This is a genomic window from Collinsella intestinalis (assembly GCF_902364775.2).
GTDB lineage: Bacteria > Actinomycetota > Coriobacteriia > Coriobacteriales > Coriobacteriaceae > Collinsella.
Genome location: NZ_CABJEU020000001.1, coordinates 972,686 through 989,222, shown reverse-complemented (window position 1 = coordinate 989,222; position 16,537 = coordinate 972,686). Strand labels below are relative to the sequence as shown.

Genomic DNA, 16,537 nt, shown 5'->3' with positions numbered 1-16,537 from the left:
ATGGCCGAGGGCAACTTCGACGAGATCACCGAGCGCCTGGACGAGATCATCGCCCAGGTCCGCTCCAAGGACACGTCCCTCGAGCGCAGCCTCGACCTGTTCGACGAGGCGATCGAGCTCGGCTCCCGTGCCGTGGACATGGTCGATTCGTTCGAGCTGTCTCCGCGCGAGGCCGATATGCTCGATGCCGAGCTTGCGACCGAGGCCCAATCTGAGCAGCCTGCCGAGCAGGCCGAGACCGACCGCAAATTGAGCGGGGCATAAGGAAGGCGCCACGTGGCACGCGTTCGTTTGGATGATGAATTGATTTCCCAGGGCATCTGCGAGAATCGCGCAGATGCCCTGCGCACGTTGATGGCCGGTTTGGTTTCGTCCGGCGGCGAGCGCCTGAGCTCGCCCGGCATGATGGTCAAGCCCGGCATCGAGTTGCACGTGAAGGGCCGCATTCCCTATGTGGGGCGCGGCGGGCTCAAGCTCGCCGGCGCCCTCGATGCGTTTCGGGTGGACCCTTCCGGCCTCAACTGCCTGGATGTTGGATGCTCCACCGGCGGCTTTACCGATTGCCTGCTCAAACGCGGTGCGGCCCATGTCCTGTCCGTGGACGTGGGGCGCGCGCAGTTCGACTGGTCGTTGCGCCAGGATGAGCGGGTGACCCTGCTCGAGCGCACGAACATTGTGGACGTTCCCGAGCTCGGCCATCGTTCGAGCGCCGACTTGGCCGTGTGCGACGTGTCGTTCACGAGCATCGCCACGATCTTGCCTGCGGTGCTCGAGCTCCTCACGCCCAACGGCGCCTTCCTGACCCTCGTCAAGCCTCAGTTCGAGGCGCCGCAAGGCGAAGTGGGGGAGGGCGGTATCGTGCGCGATCCGGATGTGCACGCGCGGGTCCTCGCCGATGCGGTCGAGCTCTTCCGCGAAAATGGGCTTTCCCCGCTGGGGCTGTGCACCTCGCCCATCACGGGCGCCAAGGGCAACCGCGAGTTCTTCCTGCTGGGTGCGCGCGGTGCATCCGCCGCATCTCGTGAGGAGATGGACGCATCTGCCGTTTCAGCGCGCATCGACGCGCTGGTGTATTCGGAGGTTGATCGATGAAGGTCCTGCTCGTCCCCAATTACTACAAGCAGGAGGCCGTCGAGAGCGGTCTCACCCTCGAACTGTGGCTCACGCGCCAGGGCTTTGAGGTCGAATGGGCCGCCGACCAGCGCTCCGGCATCGAGTCCACCCCCGAACTCGTGGACTGCGGCCTCGTCATCTCGCTCGGTGGCGACGGCACGCTCCTGCGCGCCGCGCGCATCGTGGGGTATCGCGAGATTCCGATTCTCGGCCTGTCCTATGGTCACCTCGGGTTTCTCACCGCGGCGAGCCCCGAGGACAAGAACATCCTCTCGGTTGTGGCCGACGCGCTCGCCGGCGAGCTGCATGTGAGTCGCCGCGCCACGCTCGCGTGCGAGATCGTGAGCGTGAATGAACGCGGTGAGGAGGAGATCTGCACCGGCTTTGCCCTGAACGACCTCGCGCTCGCCCGCGGCCCGCTCTCCGACATGGTCGAGTTCGACATCACCGTTTCCGGCCACCACATCGACCGCCTGCGCGGGGACGGCGTGGTGGTTTCCACGGCCACCGGATCCACGGGGTACGCCCTGTCCGCCGGCGGGCCCATCGTGAGCCCGGAGTACACCGGCATGGTCTGCGTGCCCATCGCGCCCCACACCATCCAGGCGCGCGCCTTCCTCACGTCCCCGTCCGACGTCGTGGAGATTTCCGTGTCCAAAGATCGCCCGTCGGTTCCCGCCATCGCGCTCGACGGCCAGTTCATCACGCCGTCCGGCGAGGTCGACCGCGCCATCGTGCGTCGCGGCGATGCCGACATCCTGCTGCTCGATTACGGCCCGGAGAGCTTCTACACGTCCGTGAGCCGCGTCTTTTACGGGGTGCGCAATGATCGATGAGATCCATGTCGAGAACATCGCGCTGATCAAATGCGCCGATCTGGTGCCCGGTCCCGGCCTCACGGTCCTCACCGGCGAGACGGGCGCGGGCAAGACCGCCCTGCTTTCCGCCCTCAAGCTGCTGATGGGCGAGCGTGCGGATTCCGCGACGGTTCGCGAGGGGAGCGACGGCGCACTGGTCGAGGGGCGTCTGTTCAGCGGGGCCCGCGACGAGGAGGGCTTCGTCATCCAGCGTCGCCTGGGTTCCGACGGGCGTTCCCGCGTGCGTGTGGACGGCTCGCTTGCAAGCGTGCGCGAGCTGTCCGAGCGCGTGAGTCCCCTGATTGACCTTTGCGGCCAGCATGAGCACCAGCGGCTGCTCGACCCCGCCTCCCATGTTGGGATGGTCGATGCCTGGGCCGGCGCGGGTGTTGCCGAGGCGCTCGCCGCGTATCGCGACGCGCTTGCGCGCGCCAACGAGGCCGCGCGCGAGCTCGAGCGCGTCGAGCAGGCGAGCCGCACGCAGGGCAGTCGACTTGAAGAGGCGCGGTTTGCCCTCGAGCGCATTTCCGATGTCGATCCCAAGCCCGGCGAGCTCGAGGAGCTTGAGGAGCGCCTGCCCCGCGTCGAGCACGCGGAGAGCCTCGCATGCTGCGCCAACGATGCCGCCGAGGCCCTGACCTGCGAAGGCGGTGCGCTCGATGCGCTCAATACCGCCATTGCGGAGCTGTCCCGCATGGCCCGCGTCGACGTCAAGCTCTCCGAGTTCGCCGACCAGCTTTCCGGCGCTGCCATCACGGTCGAAGATGCGGCTGCGGAGCTGCGTAGGTACCGCGATTCAGTCGATTTTGACCCGGCCGAGCTGGCCGCCGCACAGGAGCGCTATTCGGCGTTCAAGGGCTTGCTGCGACAGTGGGGCCCGCATATGGAGGACGTCTTTGCCCGCCGCGATGAGGCGGCCGAGCTGCTCTCGCTCGTCGATGACGCCGAGGTCCGCGTGAGGCGCGCCCGCGATGCCCGCGATGCCGCCGAGGCCGAGCTTGTCGAGGCCGCCAGGACGTTGATTAAGCGCAGGAACTCCGCTGCGCCGCGTTTTTGCCGTGAGGTGGGCAAGCAGATGGCGCGTCTCGAGATGGGTCGTGCCGAGCTTGTGTGGGACAGCAAGCCGCTTCCGCGCGAGCGCTGGACTGCTCAGGGTCCAACCGCTTGCGAGCTGCTGTACCGCAGCGGTGCCGGCATGACGCCTCGTCCGCTGCGCCGCATCGCCAGCGGCGGCGAGCTCTCGCGCGTGATGCTCGCCTCCAAGGTGGTCCTCGGCGAGGCGGACGCCGTCGACACGCTCGTGTTCGACGAGGTCGACGCCGGCGTTGGCGGCTCCACGGCCCGCTCCCTTGCGCAGGTGCTCGCGGACCTGGCGCGCACTCATCAGGTGATCGTGGTCACGCATCTGGCCCAGGTGGCCGTGCAGGGCTCCGTCCATTACGTGGTGTGTCGCGACGATGCTGCCGACATCCCCGAGACGAACCTCGTCCGCGTCGAGGGCGCCGATCGTATCGCCGAGATCGCCCGCCTCCTCTCCGGAGACGCCACCGAAGAGTCCCTCGCCCACGCCAAGCAACTCCTCGCCGAAGCAGGAAGGCTCTGATTTCTCCCTTCGTGATTGCTTGACCGTCTTGCCTGACGTCTCGCTGGGGTGTGTCGCCTGTGAATTTGCCGTAGATTCCGCACGAGCAGAAGGCCCCAGTGGGGCCTTCGTCGCGAGCAGGACCTGACCGAGCGGCAAATTCACAGGCGGCACACCTCAATGAGGCGTCCTTTCAGGTAAGATGGTCAGCATGAATACTTTTGATACCTCCCACATCCGCAACTTCTCAATCGTTGCGCACATCGACCACGGCAAGTCGACGATTTCCGACCGCATCCTCGAGCTCACCCGCACCGTCGAGGAGCGCGATATGGAGTCGCAGCTGCTCGACACCATGGACATCGAGCGCGAGCGCGGCATCACCATCAAGTCCAACGCCGTCCGCGTCATGTACGACGCCGACGACGGTGAGACCTACCAGTTCAACCTCATCGACACGCCTGGTCACGTCGACTTCACCTACGAGGTCTCCCGCTCGCTCGCCGCGTGCGAGGGCGCGGTCCTCGTGGTCGACGCCACGCAGGGCGTCGAGGCGCAGACGGTTTCCAACGCGAGCCTCGCGATGAACGCCGACCTGGACATCGTACCGGCCATCAACAAGATCGACCTGCCCTCCGCGCATCCCGAGGAGGTCAAGGTCGAGATTGAGGATGAGCTCGCCATCCCCGCCGACGACGCCGTGTGCGTGTCCGGCAAGACGGGCGAGGGCATCCACGACCTGCTCGAGGCCATCGTGTTTCTGGTGAGCCCGCCCAAGGGCGACGCCAACAAGCCGCTCAAGGCCCTTATCCTCGATTCCTATTTCGATGAGTACCGCGGCGTCGTTGCCACGGTCCGCATCTTCGACGGCCAGGTCAAGAAGGGTGACCACCTGCGCATGATGCAGGGCGGCGAGGAGTTCCTCGTCGACGGCGTCGGCGTGCGTCGTCCCGCCGAGTTCGCGCTCGACACCCTCGGCGTGGGCGAGGTCGGCTTTGTGGTCACGGGCCTGAAGGACCCCGAGGCCGTGCACGTGGGCGATACCCTCACCCTCGCGGGCAATCCCTGCGACGCGCCCCTGGAGGGCTATCGCGAGGCCAAGCCCATGGTCTACACGGGCCTGTTCCCGATCGACAACAAGGACTACGAGAACCTGCGCGACGCGCTCGAGAAGCTCCACGTCAACGACCCGTCGCTCGTCTGGGAGCCCGAGACCTCTGCGGCGCTCGGCTTTGGCTTCCGCGTTGGCTTCCTCGGCCTGCTGCACATGGAGGTCATCAAGGAGCGCCTGGAGCGCGAGTTCGACCTGGCGCTCATCGCGACGAGCCCCAGCGTGGATTACCACGTCTACAAGACCGATGGCGAGATGATCGAGGTCCGCAGCCCGCAGGACCTGCCCGACGTCACGCGCATCGACCACATTGAGGAGCCCTACCTCAAGGCCAAGATCATCACCCCGCCCGAGTACACCGGCGCGGTCATGCAGCTTGCCATCGAGCACCGCGGTATCACCACCGACATGATCCACTTGTCGCAGAAGTCCGTGGAGATGCACTTCGACATCCCGCTCGCCGAGCTCATCCTCGACTTCTTTGATCAGCTCAAGAGCCGTACCAAGGGCTACGCGTCCCTGGATTACGAGTTCTCCGACTATCGCATGAGCGAGCTCGTCAAACTCGACATCCTGCTGTCCGGCGACGAGGTCGACGCCCTGTCGTTCATCGTCCACAAGGACAAGGCCTACGGCCTGGCCCGCGGACTGTGCGACAAGCTCAAGGAGATCATCCCTCGCCAGCTGTTCGAGGTACCCATCCAGGGCGCCATCGGCAACAAGATCATCGCCCGCTCCACCGTCAAAGCGCGTCGCAAGGACGTTCTGGCCAAGTGCTACGGCGGCGACATCTCGCGTAAGCGCAAGCTGCTCGAGAAGCAGAAAGAGGGCAAGAAGCGCATGAAGGCCATCGGCTCCGTCGAGGTGCCGCAGGAGGCGTTCCTCGCCATTTTGAAGGTCGAAGATTGATCGACCTGCGCGAACAATTCAAGCGTCAGCCGTTTCTGATGGCGCCCATGGCGGGCGTCACGGATGCGGCGTACCGCATCATGTGCCGCCGTCGCGGTGCCGAGATGGCCTATACCGAGATGGTGAGCGTGGCCGGCCTCTCCTATAAGAGCGCCAAAACCTGGGTGCTCGTGGAGCCGGAGCCCGAGGAGCCGCAGATCTGCGTGCAGCTGTTCGGCACCAAACCCGAGCAATTCGCGTTCGCGGTGAACGCCGTGCAGGAGCGCGTGGGGGACAAGCTCACGCTCATCGACATTAACATGGCGTGCCCCGCGCGCAAGGTCATCACCAAGGGCGAGGGATCCGCACTCATGAAGGAACCCGAGCTTGCCGCGTCGCTGGTGGAGGCATGCGTGCGCGAGGCGCGCGTACCCGTCACAGTCAAGATCCGCCGCGGTTTTGCGGCGGGGGAGAATACGGCCGCCGAGTTCGCCGCCCGCATGGAGCAGGCCGGCGGCGCCGCCGTTGCCGTGCACGGCCGTACCGCCAACCAGCTGTACACCGGCGAGGCCGACTGGTCCACCATCGATGAGGTCGCCGCGCGAGTGAGCGTGCCCGTCATCGGATCGGGCGACGTGTTCTCCGCGGAGGACGCCGTGCGCATGCTCGCCGAGACGGCCGCCGATGCCGTGTTCATCGCCCGCGGTACGTATGGCAATCCCTGGGTGTTCGGTGATGCACGTGCGCTTGCCCTCGACGGTGTGCCCGTGCCCGAGCGCGGCGCCCTCGAGCGCATCGAGGCCCTGCGTGAACATCTCACGCTGCTGCACGAGACGCAGCCCTTCATGGCGCGCGGTCGCGCGTTCTCGAGCTGGTACCTCAAGGGCCTGCCGCATGCCGCTGCGTGGCGTGGCCGCGTGGTGCAGTGCACAACCTACGACGAATTCATGGCCCTGCTCGACGAGGCCGAGGCCGAGTTGGCGGTGGGGCCTGACGCGGACGGCCGATGACGTCTGCTTGCCGGAGTTTTGGAGCCCAGTTTTTGATGCGGCGTTGCCCTGGTTTGCCTCGCGGACCCGCATGTACGCCGCGGGAGCCGCAAGCCGCCGTTTCGTGCGGGGCATGTTTCTTTGGATATCTGGCATAGTTCGAAACTAATTGCCAAAAGTCGACGATTTTTTTCCGAATCCTGGGGAAATGCAAAATAAACTTCGGGTTTTGGTAACTAGGGTTGAGTATCCGCAATCGGTACCTTGGAGTTGGGGGTCGCTATTCGTGAAGCCGCGCGCTCTGTACCTGCATATTCCGTTTTGCAAGGCAAAATGCCTGTACTGCGATTTTGACTCGCGCGCCTTGGGCGGTTGTGAGCTCGACGCCGCGATGGACCGCTACTGCACCGCCCTCGCATCCCAGATCGACACATACGGTGCTGCGGGTGAGCTCGACGAGGTGGAGACGGTCTACATCGGCGGGGGAACGCCGAGCCTCTTGGGCGCGCGCCTTGTTTCGCTGGTGGAGCGCGTGCGTGGGTATTGCGACCCCGTCGAGTTCACCTGCGAGGCAAATCCCGAGTCGTTCACGCTCGAGCTCGCGCAGGCCCTGCGCGAGGCCGGTGTCACACGCATCTCCCTCGGCGTTCAGACACTCGATGCGGGCGAGCTAAAGGCCATCGGTCGCATTCATTCCGCCGAGCAGGCCATGCTCGCCATTGCTCAGGTCAAGGCAGTTGGTTTTTCCACCTCATGCGATGTCATGTGCGGGCTGCCCGGGCAGACGCTCGAATCGTTCGGCCGCACGCTCGAGACTCTCATGACGCTGCGGCTCGATCATATTTCGGTGTACCCCTTGCAGCTCGAGGAGGGCACGCCGCTTGCGCGTTTGGAGGAGCAAGGTCGCATCGCGGTTCCCGATGAGGATTTTCAGGCCGCATGTATGGACCTTGCTGTCGAGATGCTAACAGGCGCGGGCTTTGAGCGCTACGAGGTCGCGAGCTACGCCCAGCCTGGTCAGCGCTGCCGCCACAACATCGCGTATTGGACCGGTAAGCCTTATCTGGGCCTCGGTCGCTCCGCCGCCGGCATGTTCGACATCCCCTCCGCTGCCGAGATGTGTAATTTGGGGACGTACCCCTTTTACACATCGGGCGCGAACCCCTCAAGCGCCCTGCACGAGGGGCGTGTGCGCTACCGCCAGCTTGACGATGAGGGCGTGCAGTTCGATACCGAGCACCTCACGCCCCGCGAGGCCATGGCCGAGGACCTCATGCTCGCATGCCGTATGACCGACGGCATTGGGATCGACCTGCTCAAGCGTGCCGCCGCCCTCATTCCCGAGCTCGAGCTGCGGGCCGCCTGCGAGGCGGCGGTGAGGTCCGGCCTCGCCACGTGGGACGGCCGGGCCCTCGTGCCCTCGCACCTGGGCTGGCTGGAGGGCAACGAGCTCTTCGGCCTCCTCTGGGCTCTTGCGTGCTGATAGGTGCTATACTGTCTACACGTATACAGGAAGGAGCGCCATGGCAAGTTGCGTCATTTCCGGTCGTGTGGACGAGTCTGTTCGCGATAAGGTCTCGCCCATCCTCAAGCGCGCGGGCATGAGCGCGGGCGACCTTGTCAAGTCGCTATGGGAGCATGTGGCCCTTACCAGGGAGATTCCGTCTTTCGAGGCTGAAAAGGCTGTGTGCGATGCGCACTCGCCCTATGACGATTTCATCTCGTATTGCGACACACTGCCTCCCTCTGACGCGTGGTTCAACGGGATGGACCGCGAGGGGATGCGCGATGTTCTGGCGGGCGAGCATGCGTAACGTTAACGGGCCGCGCTTGTTGCTCGACACGAATATACTTCTCGATGCGGTCTCGCTTGGCCGGCCTCAGAGTGCAGAAGCGCGGGAGGTCCTGCGGCGCTGCAACGGGTTCGGTGAGCTGGCGCTGGTCGCGCCCACATCCCTCAACGACGCGTTTTACGTCCTGCGCAAGCAGTACGGCTTGGAGCGCGCCCGCATCCTCCTCAACAATATGATGGAGCTTGTCTGCATCGTTCCCATAAGCGCTGAGGAGTGCCTCATGTCGGTCGCGTCAGATGAGCCCGACTTCGAGGACGGGATGATCCGTGCGTGCGCGGAGCTCAACGATGTCGACTTCATACTTACCCGAGACGCCGCGGCGTATCGGCGATCGACGGTCCGTTCCATGACATGCGCGGAGTATCTTGAGGTATTTCCACTCAATCCCCTTGCGTAGCGTCGGCGGTTGCGCCATGCTGTGCAAAACCGTTTGAGAGGAGGGCGCCATGCCCGGTAAACGCGAAGATGTGATCAGCTGGGACGAGTTCTTCATGCGCGCCGCCGTTGCGGCATCCCTGCGCAGCAAGGATCCCAACACGCAGGTGGGCGCTTGCATTGCCGATACGAACAACCGCATCCTCTCGGTGGGGTACAACGGCACGCCGTCAGCGCTGAACGACGATGATTTCCCCTGGGGCACCGCGGACGACCCGCTGCATGACAAGCACAACTACGTGATTCATGCCGAGGCCAACGCGATCCTCAACTACCGTGGTTCTCTCAAGGACATGGCGGGTGCGACTGTTTACGTCACCCTGTTCCCGTGCCACGAATGCGCCAAGACCCTCGTGCAGGCGGGCATCGGCGAGGTCGTGTACCTGGACGACAAGTACTGCGGCACCGAGGACAACCTTATCTCCAAGAACATCCTCGATCGCTGTGGCATCACGTATCGCCAGGTCCAGCTCGGGGATTAACGTCTCAATTGGGGACAGGCACGAATTGATCCGGCGCGTGCTCGCGCGTGTAAAAGGGGACGGGTGCAAATTGCACATTGTGCGGTTTGCACCCGCCCCCCCTTACACATTGGGGGCATTTGGTGCCCGATGACGCTCCGTGGGTGTGCCGGGTGTTCATCGGGATATAATGTCTCCCACTGAATACAGCCGTAGCAGGGAGTTTTTTGCCACATGGCAGGAATGAACGATAAAGACTACTACGCCATCCTTGGCGTGGATAAGGACGCCTCGGCCAAGGACATCCAGAAGGCGTTCCAGCAGAAGGCCCGCAAGCTGCATCCCGATGTGAACAAGGAACCGGATGCCGAGGAGCGCTTCAAGGAGGTCTCCGAGGCCTACGCCGTCCTCTCCGACGAGCAGAAGCGCGCCCGGTACGACGCCATGCGCTCGGGCAACCCGTTTGCCGCCGCAGGCGGTCCCGCACCCGCCTCGGGCGGGTACTCCGGAGGCTACACCGGCTTTGGGGGCTTTGGTTTCCCGTTCGGCGGCATGGGCGGCTTTTCCACGCAGCGCCGCCGCGGCGCCTCCGCATACAACCCCTCGATCGGCGCGGACGTGGTCGTCGAGGTCAAGCTCTCCCGCGAGCAGGCGCGCGACGGTGCGCGCGTTGCGGTCAAGTACCCGCGCTACGAATCCTGCGATAACTGCCACGGTTCCGGCTCGGTGGCCTCCGAGCATCATCGCGCGTGCCCCACGTGCGGCGGTACCGGCTCCATCGCCGTCGACCTGGGCATGTTCGGCATGGGTCAGGCCCGCATGGTGTGCCCTGAATGCGGCGGCTCCGGCAAGGTCGTTGCCGATCCGTGCCCGGTGTGCGGCGGCGAGGGCCGCACGCGCGTCCAGGGCGAGGCCGTGGTCGAGTTCCCAGCAGGCACGCACGACGGCGATCTGGTCCGTATGAAGGGCCGCGGTAACGCCGGCACCAACGGCGGCGAGACAGGCGACCTGGTCGGCCGCGCCCATGTGAGTGCTGAGCGCCTCGAGGGCCGTGCCCGCTCGGGCTTCTACACGCTCGGCTTGGTAACGCCCTTCCTGGTGCTCTCCTCGTTCTCGGGCACGTTCTCCATGTTCTTGCTGCTGTGCGCGATCCCGCTCGTCATGGGCCTGGTCATGGTCCTTACCGACGACGTGTTCCATCGCAGCGGCCTGTGGTGGAAGCGCGGCTTGCAGGTGTTTGCCAGCGGCGTTTCAAACGGTCTGCTCTTCGCCTTGATCTCCGTGTGGTTCTCCAGCTGCACGCAGGCCATGTTCTTGGGGCCGTATCGGTATATGTAGCGTGCGCCCAATTCGCCCGAGTCATTTTGAGCGTGTGAGGCTGCCGCGCTTTGGGTAGAACGAAAAGCGTCGGTGCGCTGCCCGTGGCCTTATGCGGTCCTGGAGGCGGCGCCGGCGTGCCGCATCCGTCGGGGGTGCGGCGCGACCCGCAGGGCGTTCGCGTCCCGCGCGGCCGCATGAGTTAAGGAAAACCTTGGGGGAGGGTCCACACAGTGGCGGACAAGAGGGATTACTACGAGGTGCTCGGCGTCGATCGCGATGCCACGCCCGATCAGATCAAGCGCGCATTCAGGAAGAAGGCGGTCAAGCTTCATCCCGATCATAACGATGCGCCCGATGCGAACGAGCAGTTCGCCGAGCTGAACGAGGCCTACTCGGTCCTGTCCGACGAACAGAAGCGCTCCATGTACGACCGCTACGGTACCGTCGACGGCATGCCCGGCGGCTCCGGTTTCGTTGATTTCTCGGATATCTTCGGTGGCATGGGTGTCGACGACATTTTCTCCTCGATCTTTGGCGGCTCCGGCGGCGGCACGCGCGACCGCGCCCGCGACCGGGCCCGTCGCCGCGCCGGCCGCGATATGGCCATCTCGCTCTCCATCACCCTTGAGGAGGCGGCTCAGGGCTGCAAGAAGACCATCACGTTCGACCGTCTCGGCCCGTGCGAGGACTGCAACGGCTCCGGCAGCGAGGCCGGCGGCCAGGAGCAGCCGTGCCCGCATTGCAACGGCACGGGCTATGTGACCACGGTCCAGCAATCCATCTTCGGCGCCATGCAATCCAGCTCCCCGTGCCCCGATTGCAAGGGCGAGGGCACCGTCATCGACAAGCCCTGCTCGCACTGCCACGGCGACGGTCGCGTCCGCACCCATGAGCGCCTGGACGTCGAGGTTCCGGCGGGCGTGGGTACCGGTCGCCAGCTGCGTCTGCGCGGTTACGGCGAGGCGGGCTTCCGCGGCGCTGGTGCCGGCGACCTCATCGTGACCATCCAGGTCGAGGCCGACGAGCGCTTCGAGCGCCACGGGGATGACCTGCTGAGCGAGGTGCACATCGGCATCGCCGAGGCGGCGCTGGGCTGCACGGTCGATGTTGAGGGCATCCTGCCCGATGAGCATTTCGAGCTCGAGGTCCCCGCCGGCACGCAGTACGGCGAGGCCCTTGTGGTGGACGGCTACGGCATGCCCCGCCTGGGCACCGGCAGCCGCGGCAGGTTCGTCGCCCGCATCGTGGTCGACGTCCCCACCAAGCTCTCCGATGACGCCCGCGAGGCGCTTGAGCGCTTTGCCGAGGCGGCGGGCGAGAACGCGTCCGGCTCCAAGAAGCATCGCACCATGGGCGACCGCATCCGCGACGCCATCGACGAGATCCTCGATTAGGACGGTAGCCATATGACGCGTCCCTTCGCATGCGTGGTCAACCTGGGTTGCCGGGTCAACCGCGTCGAATCCGACCGCATCACCTCCGACCTCGTGGGCGCCGGCTTTTCGCTGGTCGATCAGGACGAGGCCGACATCATCGTCATCAACACCTGCGCCGTCACGGGCGAGGCGGAGTCCAAGACGCGCAAGGCCGTCCGCCATGCGCTGGGGCTCCCGCGCGAGCCGATCGTGGTGGTGACGGGCTGCGTGGTCAACCTGCATCCCAACGAGCTCACCGACCTGTCGCCGAGGGTCATCGCCCAGCCCTCCAAGATCGACGTCGCCCGCACCGCCGCCGACGCGGCGGGCCTGCCCGCGCGCACGGTCAACCTCGACGAGGGACACGACCTTGCCGACCTGCTCGGCCGCTCGCGCCTGGGCGTCAAGGTGCAGGACGGCTGCAACAACCGCTGCTCGTACTGCATCGTGTGGAAGGCGCGCGGACCTGAGCGTTCCGTGCCGGTTGCCTCCGTGCTCGAACAGGTGCGTCGCGCCGAGCGCGCGGGCATCCCAGAGGTCGTCCTCACCGGCGTGAACCTCGGTGCCTACGACGGCATCGATGCGTCCGACTCGCACGTCGAGATCGACGAACTGCTTGACATCATTCTCGAGCAGACGGACATCCCTCAGGTGAGGCTGTCCTCGCTTGAGCCCATGGACGTCCACGACCGCCTCATCGACGCCATGGTCGCGGGTGGGGAGCGCGTTGCCCCGTTCCTGCACCTCCCGTTGCAGTCCGGCTGCACGGCCACGCTCGAGCGCATGAATCGCCCCTACACGGACGAGCAATACGAGGCCATGGTCGACCGCATCCGCACCAAGCTCCCGAACGCCGCCATCTCCTGCGACATCATCGCCGGCTTCCCCGGCGAGACGGATGAGGAGTTCGCCGAGAGCCGCGCCCTGTGCGAGCGCGTGGGCTTTTCCCGCATGCACGTGTTCCGCTACAGCGCCCGCCCCGGTACTCCCGCTGCCACCGCTCCCGGCCAGGTGGCGCCTGAGGTCATGGCCGCCCGCTCGAGCGAGCTTCGCCATGTGGCCGAGAACACCTCGCAGGCCGACGCGCGTGCGCGCATCGGTTCGTGCGAGACGGCCGTGCTCGAGTTTGGCAACCGCGGCACGCTCGGCAGCTTCCATCGCGTGATCGTGGACGATGCCGGCACCGACCGCACGGGTCAGCTCGTCCGCGTGAAGATCACGGGCATGGACGACCGTGGTCTGCTGCATGCGAGCATGGGGGAGAGCGACCTATGAGCGCCGGGACCGCGCGTGTGCGCCTGAGCATCCCCGAGGGCGTCGACCCCGGTGCCGTTACCGGGGCGTCTGACGAGTTGCTCCGCGCGATTGAGGCACTGAGCGATGCGGGCGTCACGCTGCGTGGCGACACCGTCTCGATCGCGGGCGATCCCGCGGAGGTCGAGCTTCTCACGCGCGTGTTCCAGCAGCTGTTCGCGGCCGCCCGCGAGGGTGATTGCCTCCGCGCCGACGACGTCGAGCGCCTCATCGGTGCCCTTCGCCGCGAGGATGCGCGGGCACTGCGCTCGCACAACGACGTCCTGCTCACGTATCACGGCAAAGACATCCGCGCCAAGACCCCCGGTCAGCGCCGGTATGTCGAGGGTATCCGCAACAACACCGTGACGTTTTGCCTTGGGCCCGCGGGCACCGGCAAGACCTATCTGGCCATGGCCATGGCCGTGTGCGCCCTGCAGCGGCGCGACATCGGCCGTATCGTCCTGACGCGCCCGGCCGTTGAGGCAGGCGAGAACCTGGGCTTCCTGCCCGGCACGCTCGAGGAGAAGGTGGACCCCTACGTCCGCCCGCTCTACGACGCCCTGTTCGACATGATGGACGACGAGCGCGTCCACGAGCTCGTCGAGCGCGGGGTCATCGAGATCGCGCCACTGGCCTACATGCGCGGCCGCACCCTGAACGACGCGTTCGTCATCCTGGACGAGGCGCAAAACACCACGCCCGAGCAGATGAAGATGTTCCTCACGCGTCTCGGCTTCAATTCCAAGTTCGTGATCACCGGCGATGCCACGCAGCGCGACCTGCCCGGCAAGCGCGGCGGCCTGACCGACGTGGCGAACATCCTCTCGGGCGTCGAGGACATCGCGTTCGTCGAACTCGAGCGCACCGACGTCGTCCGCCACAGCCTGGTTGGTAAAATCGTGGAAGCCTACGAGGCCTTCGACGCCCAACCCCATGGTCTCAATGGGGGACAGGTACAAATTGATACGTCCGGTGCCGGTGGCAAGGCCGCGGGGAAGGCCCGTCACAAGGGAAAGGATGATGGACATGTCCGTGCTCATCAGTAACGACGCGAACCTCGACACGCTGCTGTCCGAGGACGAGGTCTGCGCGATCGCCGCGCACGTGCTCGCCGCCGAGGGCGTGGAGCGTGATGTCGAGATCTCGCTCTCCTATGTGGACGAGGACGAGATGCACGACCTCAACCGCCAGTGGCGCGACATCGACCGCACCACCGACGTGCTCTCGTTTGAGTGCGATTCCGCCTTTGACGAGGATATCCCGGTGGACGAGGTTCTTGAGCTCGGTGATATCATCCTCGCCCCCGAGGTCATCGCGCGGCAGGCGCCTGGTTTTGGCAACGACCCCGCCGATGAGTGCCGCCTCATGTTCGTCCACGGGCTGCTGCACTTGCTCGGCTACGACCATATCGAGGACGACGAGGCCGAGGAGATGGAGGCACGCGAGGATGCGCTGCTGCGTGAGCTGGCCGTCCAACGCGGCGACGACCCTTCCAAGGTTGAGGTCGGCCCCATCACCAACCACGCACACGACTAGGAGCTGCCATGATCCCGGGTTCCAATAAGGACCATCCGTCCTTCATCCGTTCGTTCGGCTATGCGATCGAGGGCTTTGTCACCGCGGTCAAGACCGAGCGCAACATCAAGGTCATGCTGGTTGCCGGCGTGTTGACGGTGATCGTGGGCTTTGTGGCCAAGCTTCAGCTCATCAGCTGGGCGCTCATCGCCATCTGCATCGGCCTGGTGATCTTTGCCGAGCTGTGCAATACCGCCATGGAGGCCATTGTCGACCTGGCCACGCAGGAGCTGCACCCGCTTGCCAAGCGCGCCAAGGACATCGCCGCCGCCAGCGTGTACGTGCTGTCCATCACCGCCGCGATCGTGGGCATCCTGGTGTTCGCCCACGACTTCGGCCTGATCGGCTCCTGGCACTAGCGCCAAGATTCCGCCCGTGGTGTGCAATAGGGGACGGGTGCGTTTTACACATCCGGCACACCGCGTTGCATAATGTGCAAAACGCACCCGTCCCAATTGCACGCCTTTAGTTCCAACGTATCTGTTGAGGAGTACCTATGTCCGATACCATGACCGATTTCGACCCGTTCGCCGACCTTTCCGACGATGAGCTCGATGCCATGATCGAGGCGGGGGAGTTCCCCGGTGCCATGGACGCGCCCGCCCTGTGCGCCGATGTCCCCGAGGGTTTCCGCTCTGGCTTTGTCGCGTTGGTCGGCCGCCCCAACGCAGGCAAATCCACGCTGCTCAACGCCTGCTACGGCGAGAAGGTCGCCATCACCTCGCCGGTCGCTCAGACCACCCGCCGCCGCCTGCGCGCCGTGGTCAACCGCGAGGACTGCCAGCTGGTCATCGTAGACACCCCCGGCATCCACAAGCCCAAGGACGGCCTGGGCAGCGAGCTCAACAAGAGCGCCTTGGGTGAGCTCTCGGACGTGGATGTTATCGCCTTTGTGATCGACGCGAGCGCGCCCATCGGCCGTGGTGACGCCTGGGTTGCCGAGCGCGTGGCCGCCGCCAAGGCGCCCAAGGTCCTGGTGCTCACCAAGGCCGACCTTGCGAGCCCTGAGGAGATGCTCAAGCAGCTCGAGGCGGCCCGCGCCCTTGTTGAGTTCGATGACGAGATTGTCGTTTCTTCCACCGAGGGCTTCAACGTCGAGGCGTTCGTCGACGTGGTTGCCGCCTACCTGCCGCAAGGTCCGCGCTGGTTCCCCGAGGGCATGGGCACCGACGAGGCCGATGAGGTTATGGTCGCCGAGTTTGTGCGCGAGAAGGTGCTGCGCCATACGCGCGAGGAGATCCCGCATGCCGTGGGCGTTATGTGCGACGAGTTTGAGCGTCCCAAGCGCGACTTGCTGCGTCTGCATGCCACCGTGTATGTTGAGCGCGAGGGCCAGAAGGGCATCATCGTGGGCAAGGGCGGCGAGATGATCAAGCGCATCGGCGTCGAGGCGCGCCGCGACCTGGAGCGCATGTTCGGGTGCCGCGTGTTCCTGGGGCTCGACGTGAAGGTCAAGCCGCATTGGCGCGAGGATGCCCGCGAGATTCGCCGTTTTGGCTACGCGGCGGACGATGAGTAGCACCCATCCCCGGGCGTCTCGACCTATACATCGCCTGCTCGGACAGTCCTGCTCGCTCGAAGGCCCCACCGGGGCCTTCGGCTCGTGCGGAACTCGCATTCGACGTATAGTCCGTGACGTGGG

Annotated in this window: 17 protein-coding genes; all 17 read left to right on the top strand. The window is 65.4% G+C overall.

Annotation, left to right across the window (positions count from 1 at the left end):
- The gene (locus FY258_RS04305; RefSeq protein ID WP_118103420.1) at window positions 1-264 is read left to right on the top strand and encodes an exodeoxyribonuclease VII small subunit; all 264 of its coding nucleotides are present in this window, start codon (window positions 1-3) and stop codon (window positions 262-264) included.
- A 12-nt stretch (window positions 265-276) separates the two neighbouring features.
- A complete protein-coding gene (locus FY258_RS04300) occupies window positions 277-1,092 on the top strand; it encodes a TlyA family RNA methyltransferase (RefSeq protein ID WP_118103419.1) in 816 nt (271 codons plus the stop codon).
- Complete coding sequence (locus FY258_RS04295) at window positions 1,089-1,949, top strand: NAD(+)/NADH kinase (protein WP_118103417.1); 861 nt, start codon at window positions 1,089-1,091, stop codon at window positions 1,947-1,949. Before FY258_RS04300 ends, FY258_RS04295 begins: the two co-directional genes overlap by 4 nt.
- The gene (recN, locus tag FY258_RS04290) at window positions 1,939-3,573 is read left to right on the top strand and encodes a DNA repair protein RecN (protein ID WP_118103415.1); all 1,635 of its coding nucleotides are present in this window, start codon (window positions 1,939-1,941) and stop codon (window positions 3,571-3,573) included. Before FY258_RS04295 ends, recN begins: the two co-directional genes overlap by 11 nt.
- Window positions 3,574-3,763: 190 nt before the next feature.
- The gene (lepA, locus tag FY258_RS04285; protein WP_118104021.1) at window positions 3,764-5,572 is read left to right on the top strand and encodes a translation elongation factor 4; all 1,809 of its coding nucleotides are present in this window, start codon (window positions 3,764-3,766) and stop codon (window positions 5,570-5,572) included.
- Entirely contained in the window at window positions 5,569-6,561 is a 993-nt protein-coding gene (dusB, locus tag FY258_RS04280; protein ID WP_182279413.1) for a tRNA dihydrouridine synthase DusB, read from the top strand. The genes lepA and dusB overlap by 4 nt, the downstream gene beginning before the upstream one ends.
- 265 nt (window positions 6,562-6,826) lie before the next feature.
- Window positions 6,827-8,023, top strand: coding sequence for a radical SAM family heme chaperone HemW (gene hemW / locus FY258_RS04275; protein WP_259324438.1), 1,197 nt, complete (start codon window positions 6,827-6,829; stop codon window positions 8,021-8,023).
- 40 nt (window positions 8,024-8,063) lie between these two features.
- Window positions 8,064-8,354 carry a hypothetical protein gene (locus FY258_RS04270; protein WP_118103411.1) on the top strand — a complete coding sequence of 97 codons (291 nt, stop codon included), beginning with the start codon at window positions 8,064-8,066 and terminating at the stop codon, window positions 8,352-8,354.
- Between the two features lie 16 nt (window positions 8,355-8,370).
- A complete protein-coding gene (locus FY258_RS04265; protein ID WP_259324437.1) occupies window positions 8,371-8,790 on the top strand; it encodes a PIN domain-containing protein in 420 nt (139 codons plus the stop codon).
- A gap of 49 nt (window positions 8,791-8,839) precedes the next feature.
- Entirely contained in the window at window positions 8,840-9,310 is a 471-nt protein-coding gene (locus tag FY258_RS04260) for a deoxycytidylate deaminase (RefSeq protein WP_118103409.1), read from the top strand.
- A 213-nt stretch (window positions 9,311-9,523) separates the two neighbouring features.
- Complete coding sequence (locus tag FY258_RS04255) at window positions 9,524-10,627, top strand: DnaJ domain-containing protein (RefSeq protein ID WP_182279412.1); 1,104 nt, start codon at window positions 9,524-9,526, stop codon at window positions 10,625-10,627.
- Between the two features lie 212 nt (window positions 10,628-10,839).
- Window positions 10,840-12,003 carry a molecular chaperone DnaJ gene (gene dnaJ / locus FY258_RS04250; protein WP_118103405.1) on the top strand — a complete coding sequence of 388 codons (1,164 nt, stop codon included), beginning with the start codon at window positions 10,840-10,842 and terminating at the stop codon, window positions 12,001-12,003.
- Between the two features lie 12 nt (window positions 12,004-12,015).
- Window positions 12,016-13,299 carry a MiaB/RimO family radical SAM methylthiotransferase gene (locus FY258_RS04245; RefSeq protein WP_118103403.1) on the top strand — a complete coding sequence of 428 codons (1,284 nt, stop codon included), beginning with the start codon at window positions 12,016-12,018 and terminating at the stop codon, window positions 13,297-13,299.
- The gene (locus FY258_RS04240; RefSeq protein WP_118103401.1) at window positions 13,296-14,366 is read left to right on the top strand and encodes a PhoH family protein; all 1,071 of its coding nucleotides are present in this window, start codon (window positions 13,296-13,298) and stop codon (window positions 14,364-14,366) included. The genes FY258_RS04245 and FY258_RS04240 overlap by 4 nt, the downstream gene beginning before the upstream one ends.
- Window positions 14,347-14,856 carry an rRNA maturation RNase YbeY gene (gene ybeY / locus FY258_RS04235; protein ID WP_118103399.1) on the top strand — a complete coding sequence of 170 codons (510 nt, stop codon included), beginning with the start codon at window positions 14,347-14,349 and terminating at the stop codon, window positions 14,854-14,856. Before FY258_RS04240 ends, ybeY begins: the two co-directional genes overlap by 20 nt.
- An 8-nt stretch (window positions 14,857-14,864) precedes the next feature.
- A complete protein-coding gene (locus FY258_RS04230; protein ID WP_118103397.1) occupies window positions 14,865-15,254 on the top strand; it encodes a diacylglycerol kinase family protein in 390 nt (129 codons plus the stop codon).
- A gap of 137 nt (window positions 15,255-15,391) precedes the next feature.
- Complete coding sequence (gene era / locus FY258_RS04225; RefSeq protein WP_118103395.1) at window positions 15,392-16,414, top strand: GTPase Era; 1,023 nt, start codon at window positions 15,392-15,394, stop codon at window positions 16,412-16,414.
- Window positions 16,415-16,537: the final 123 nt, after the last annotated feature.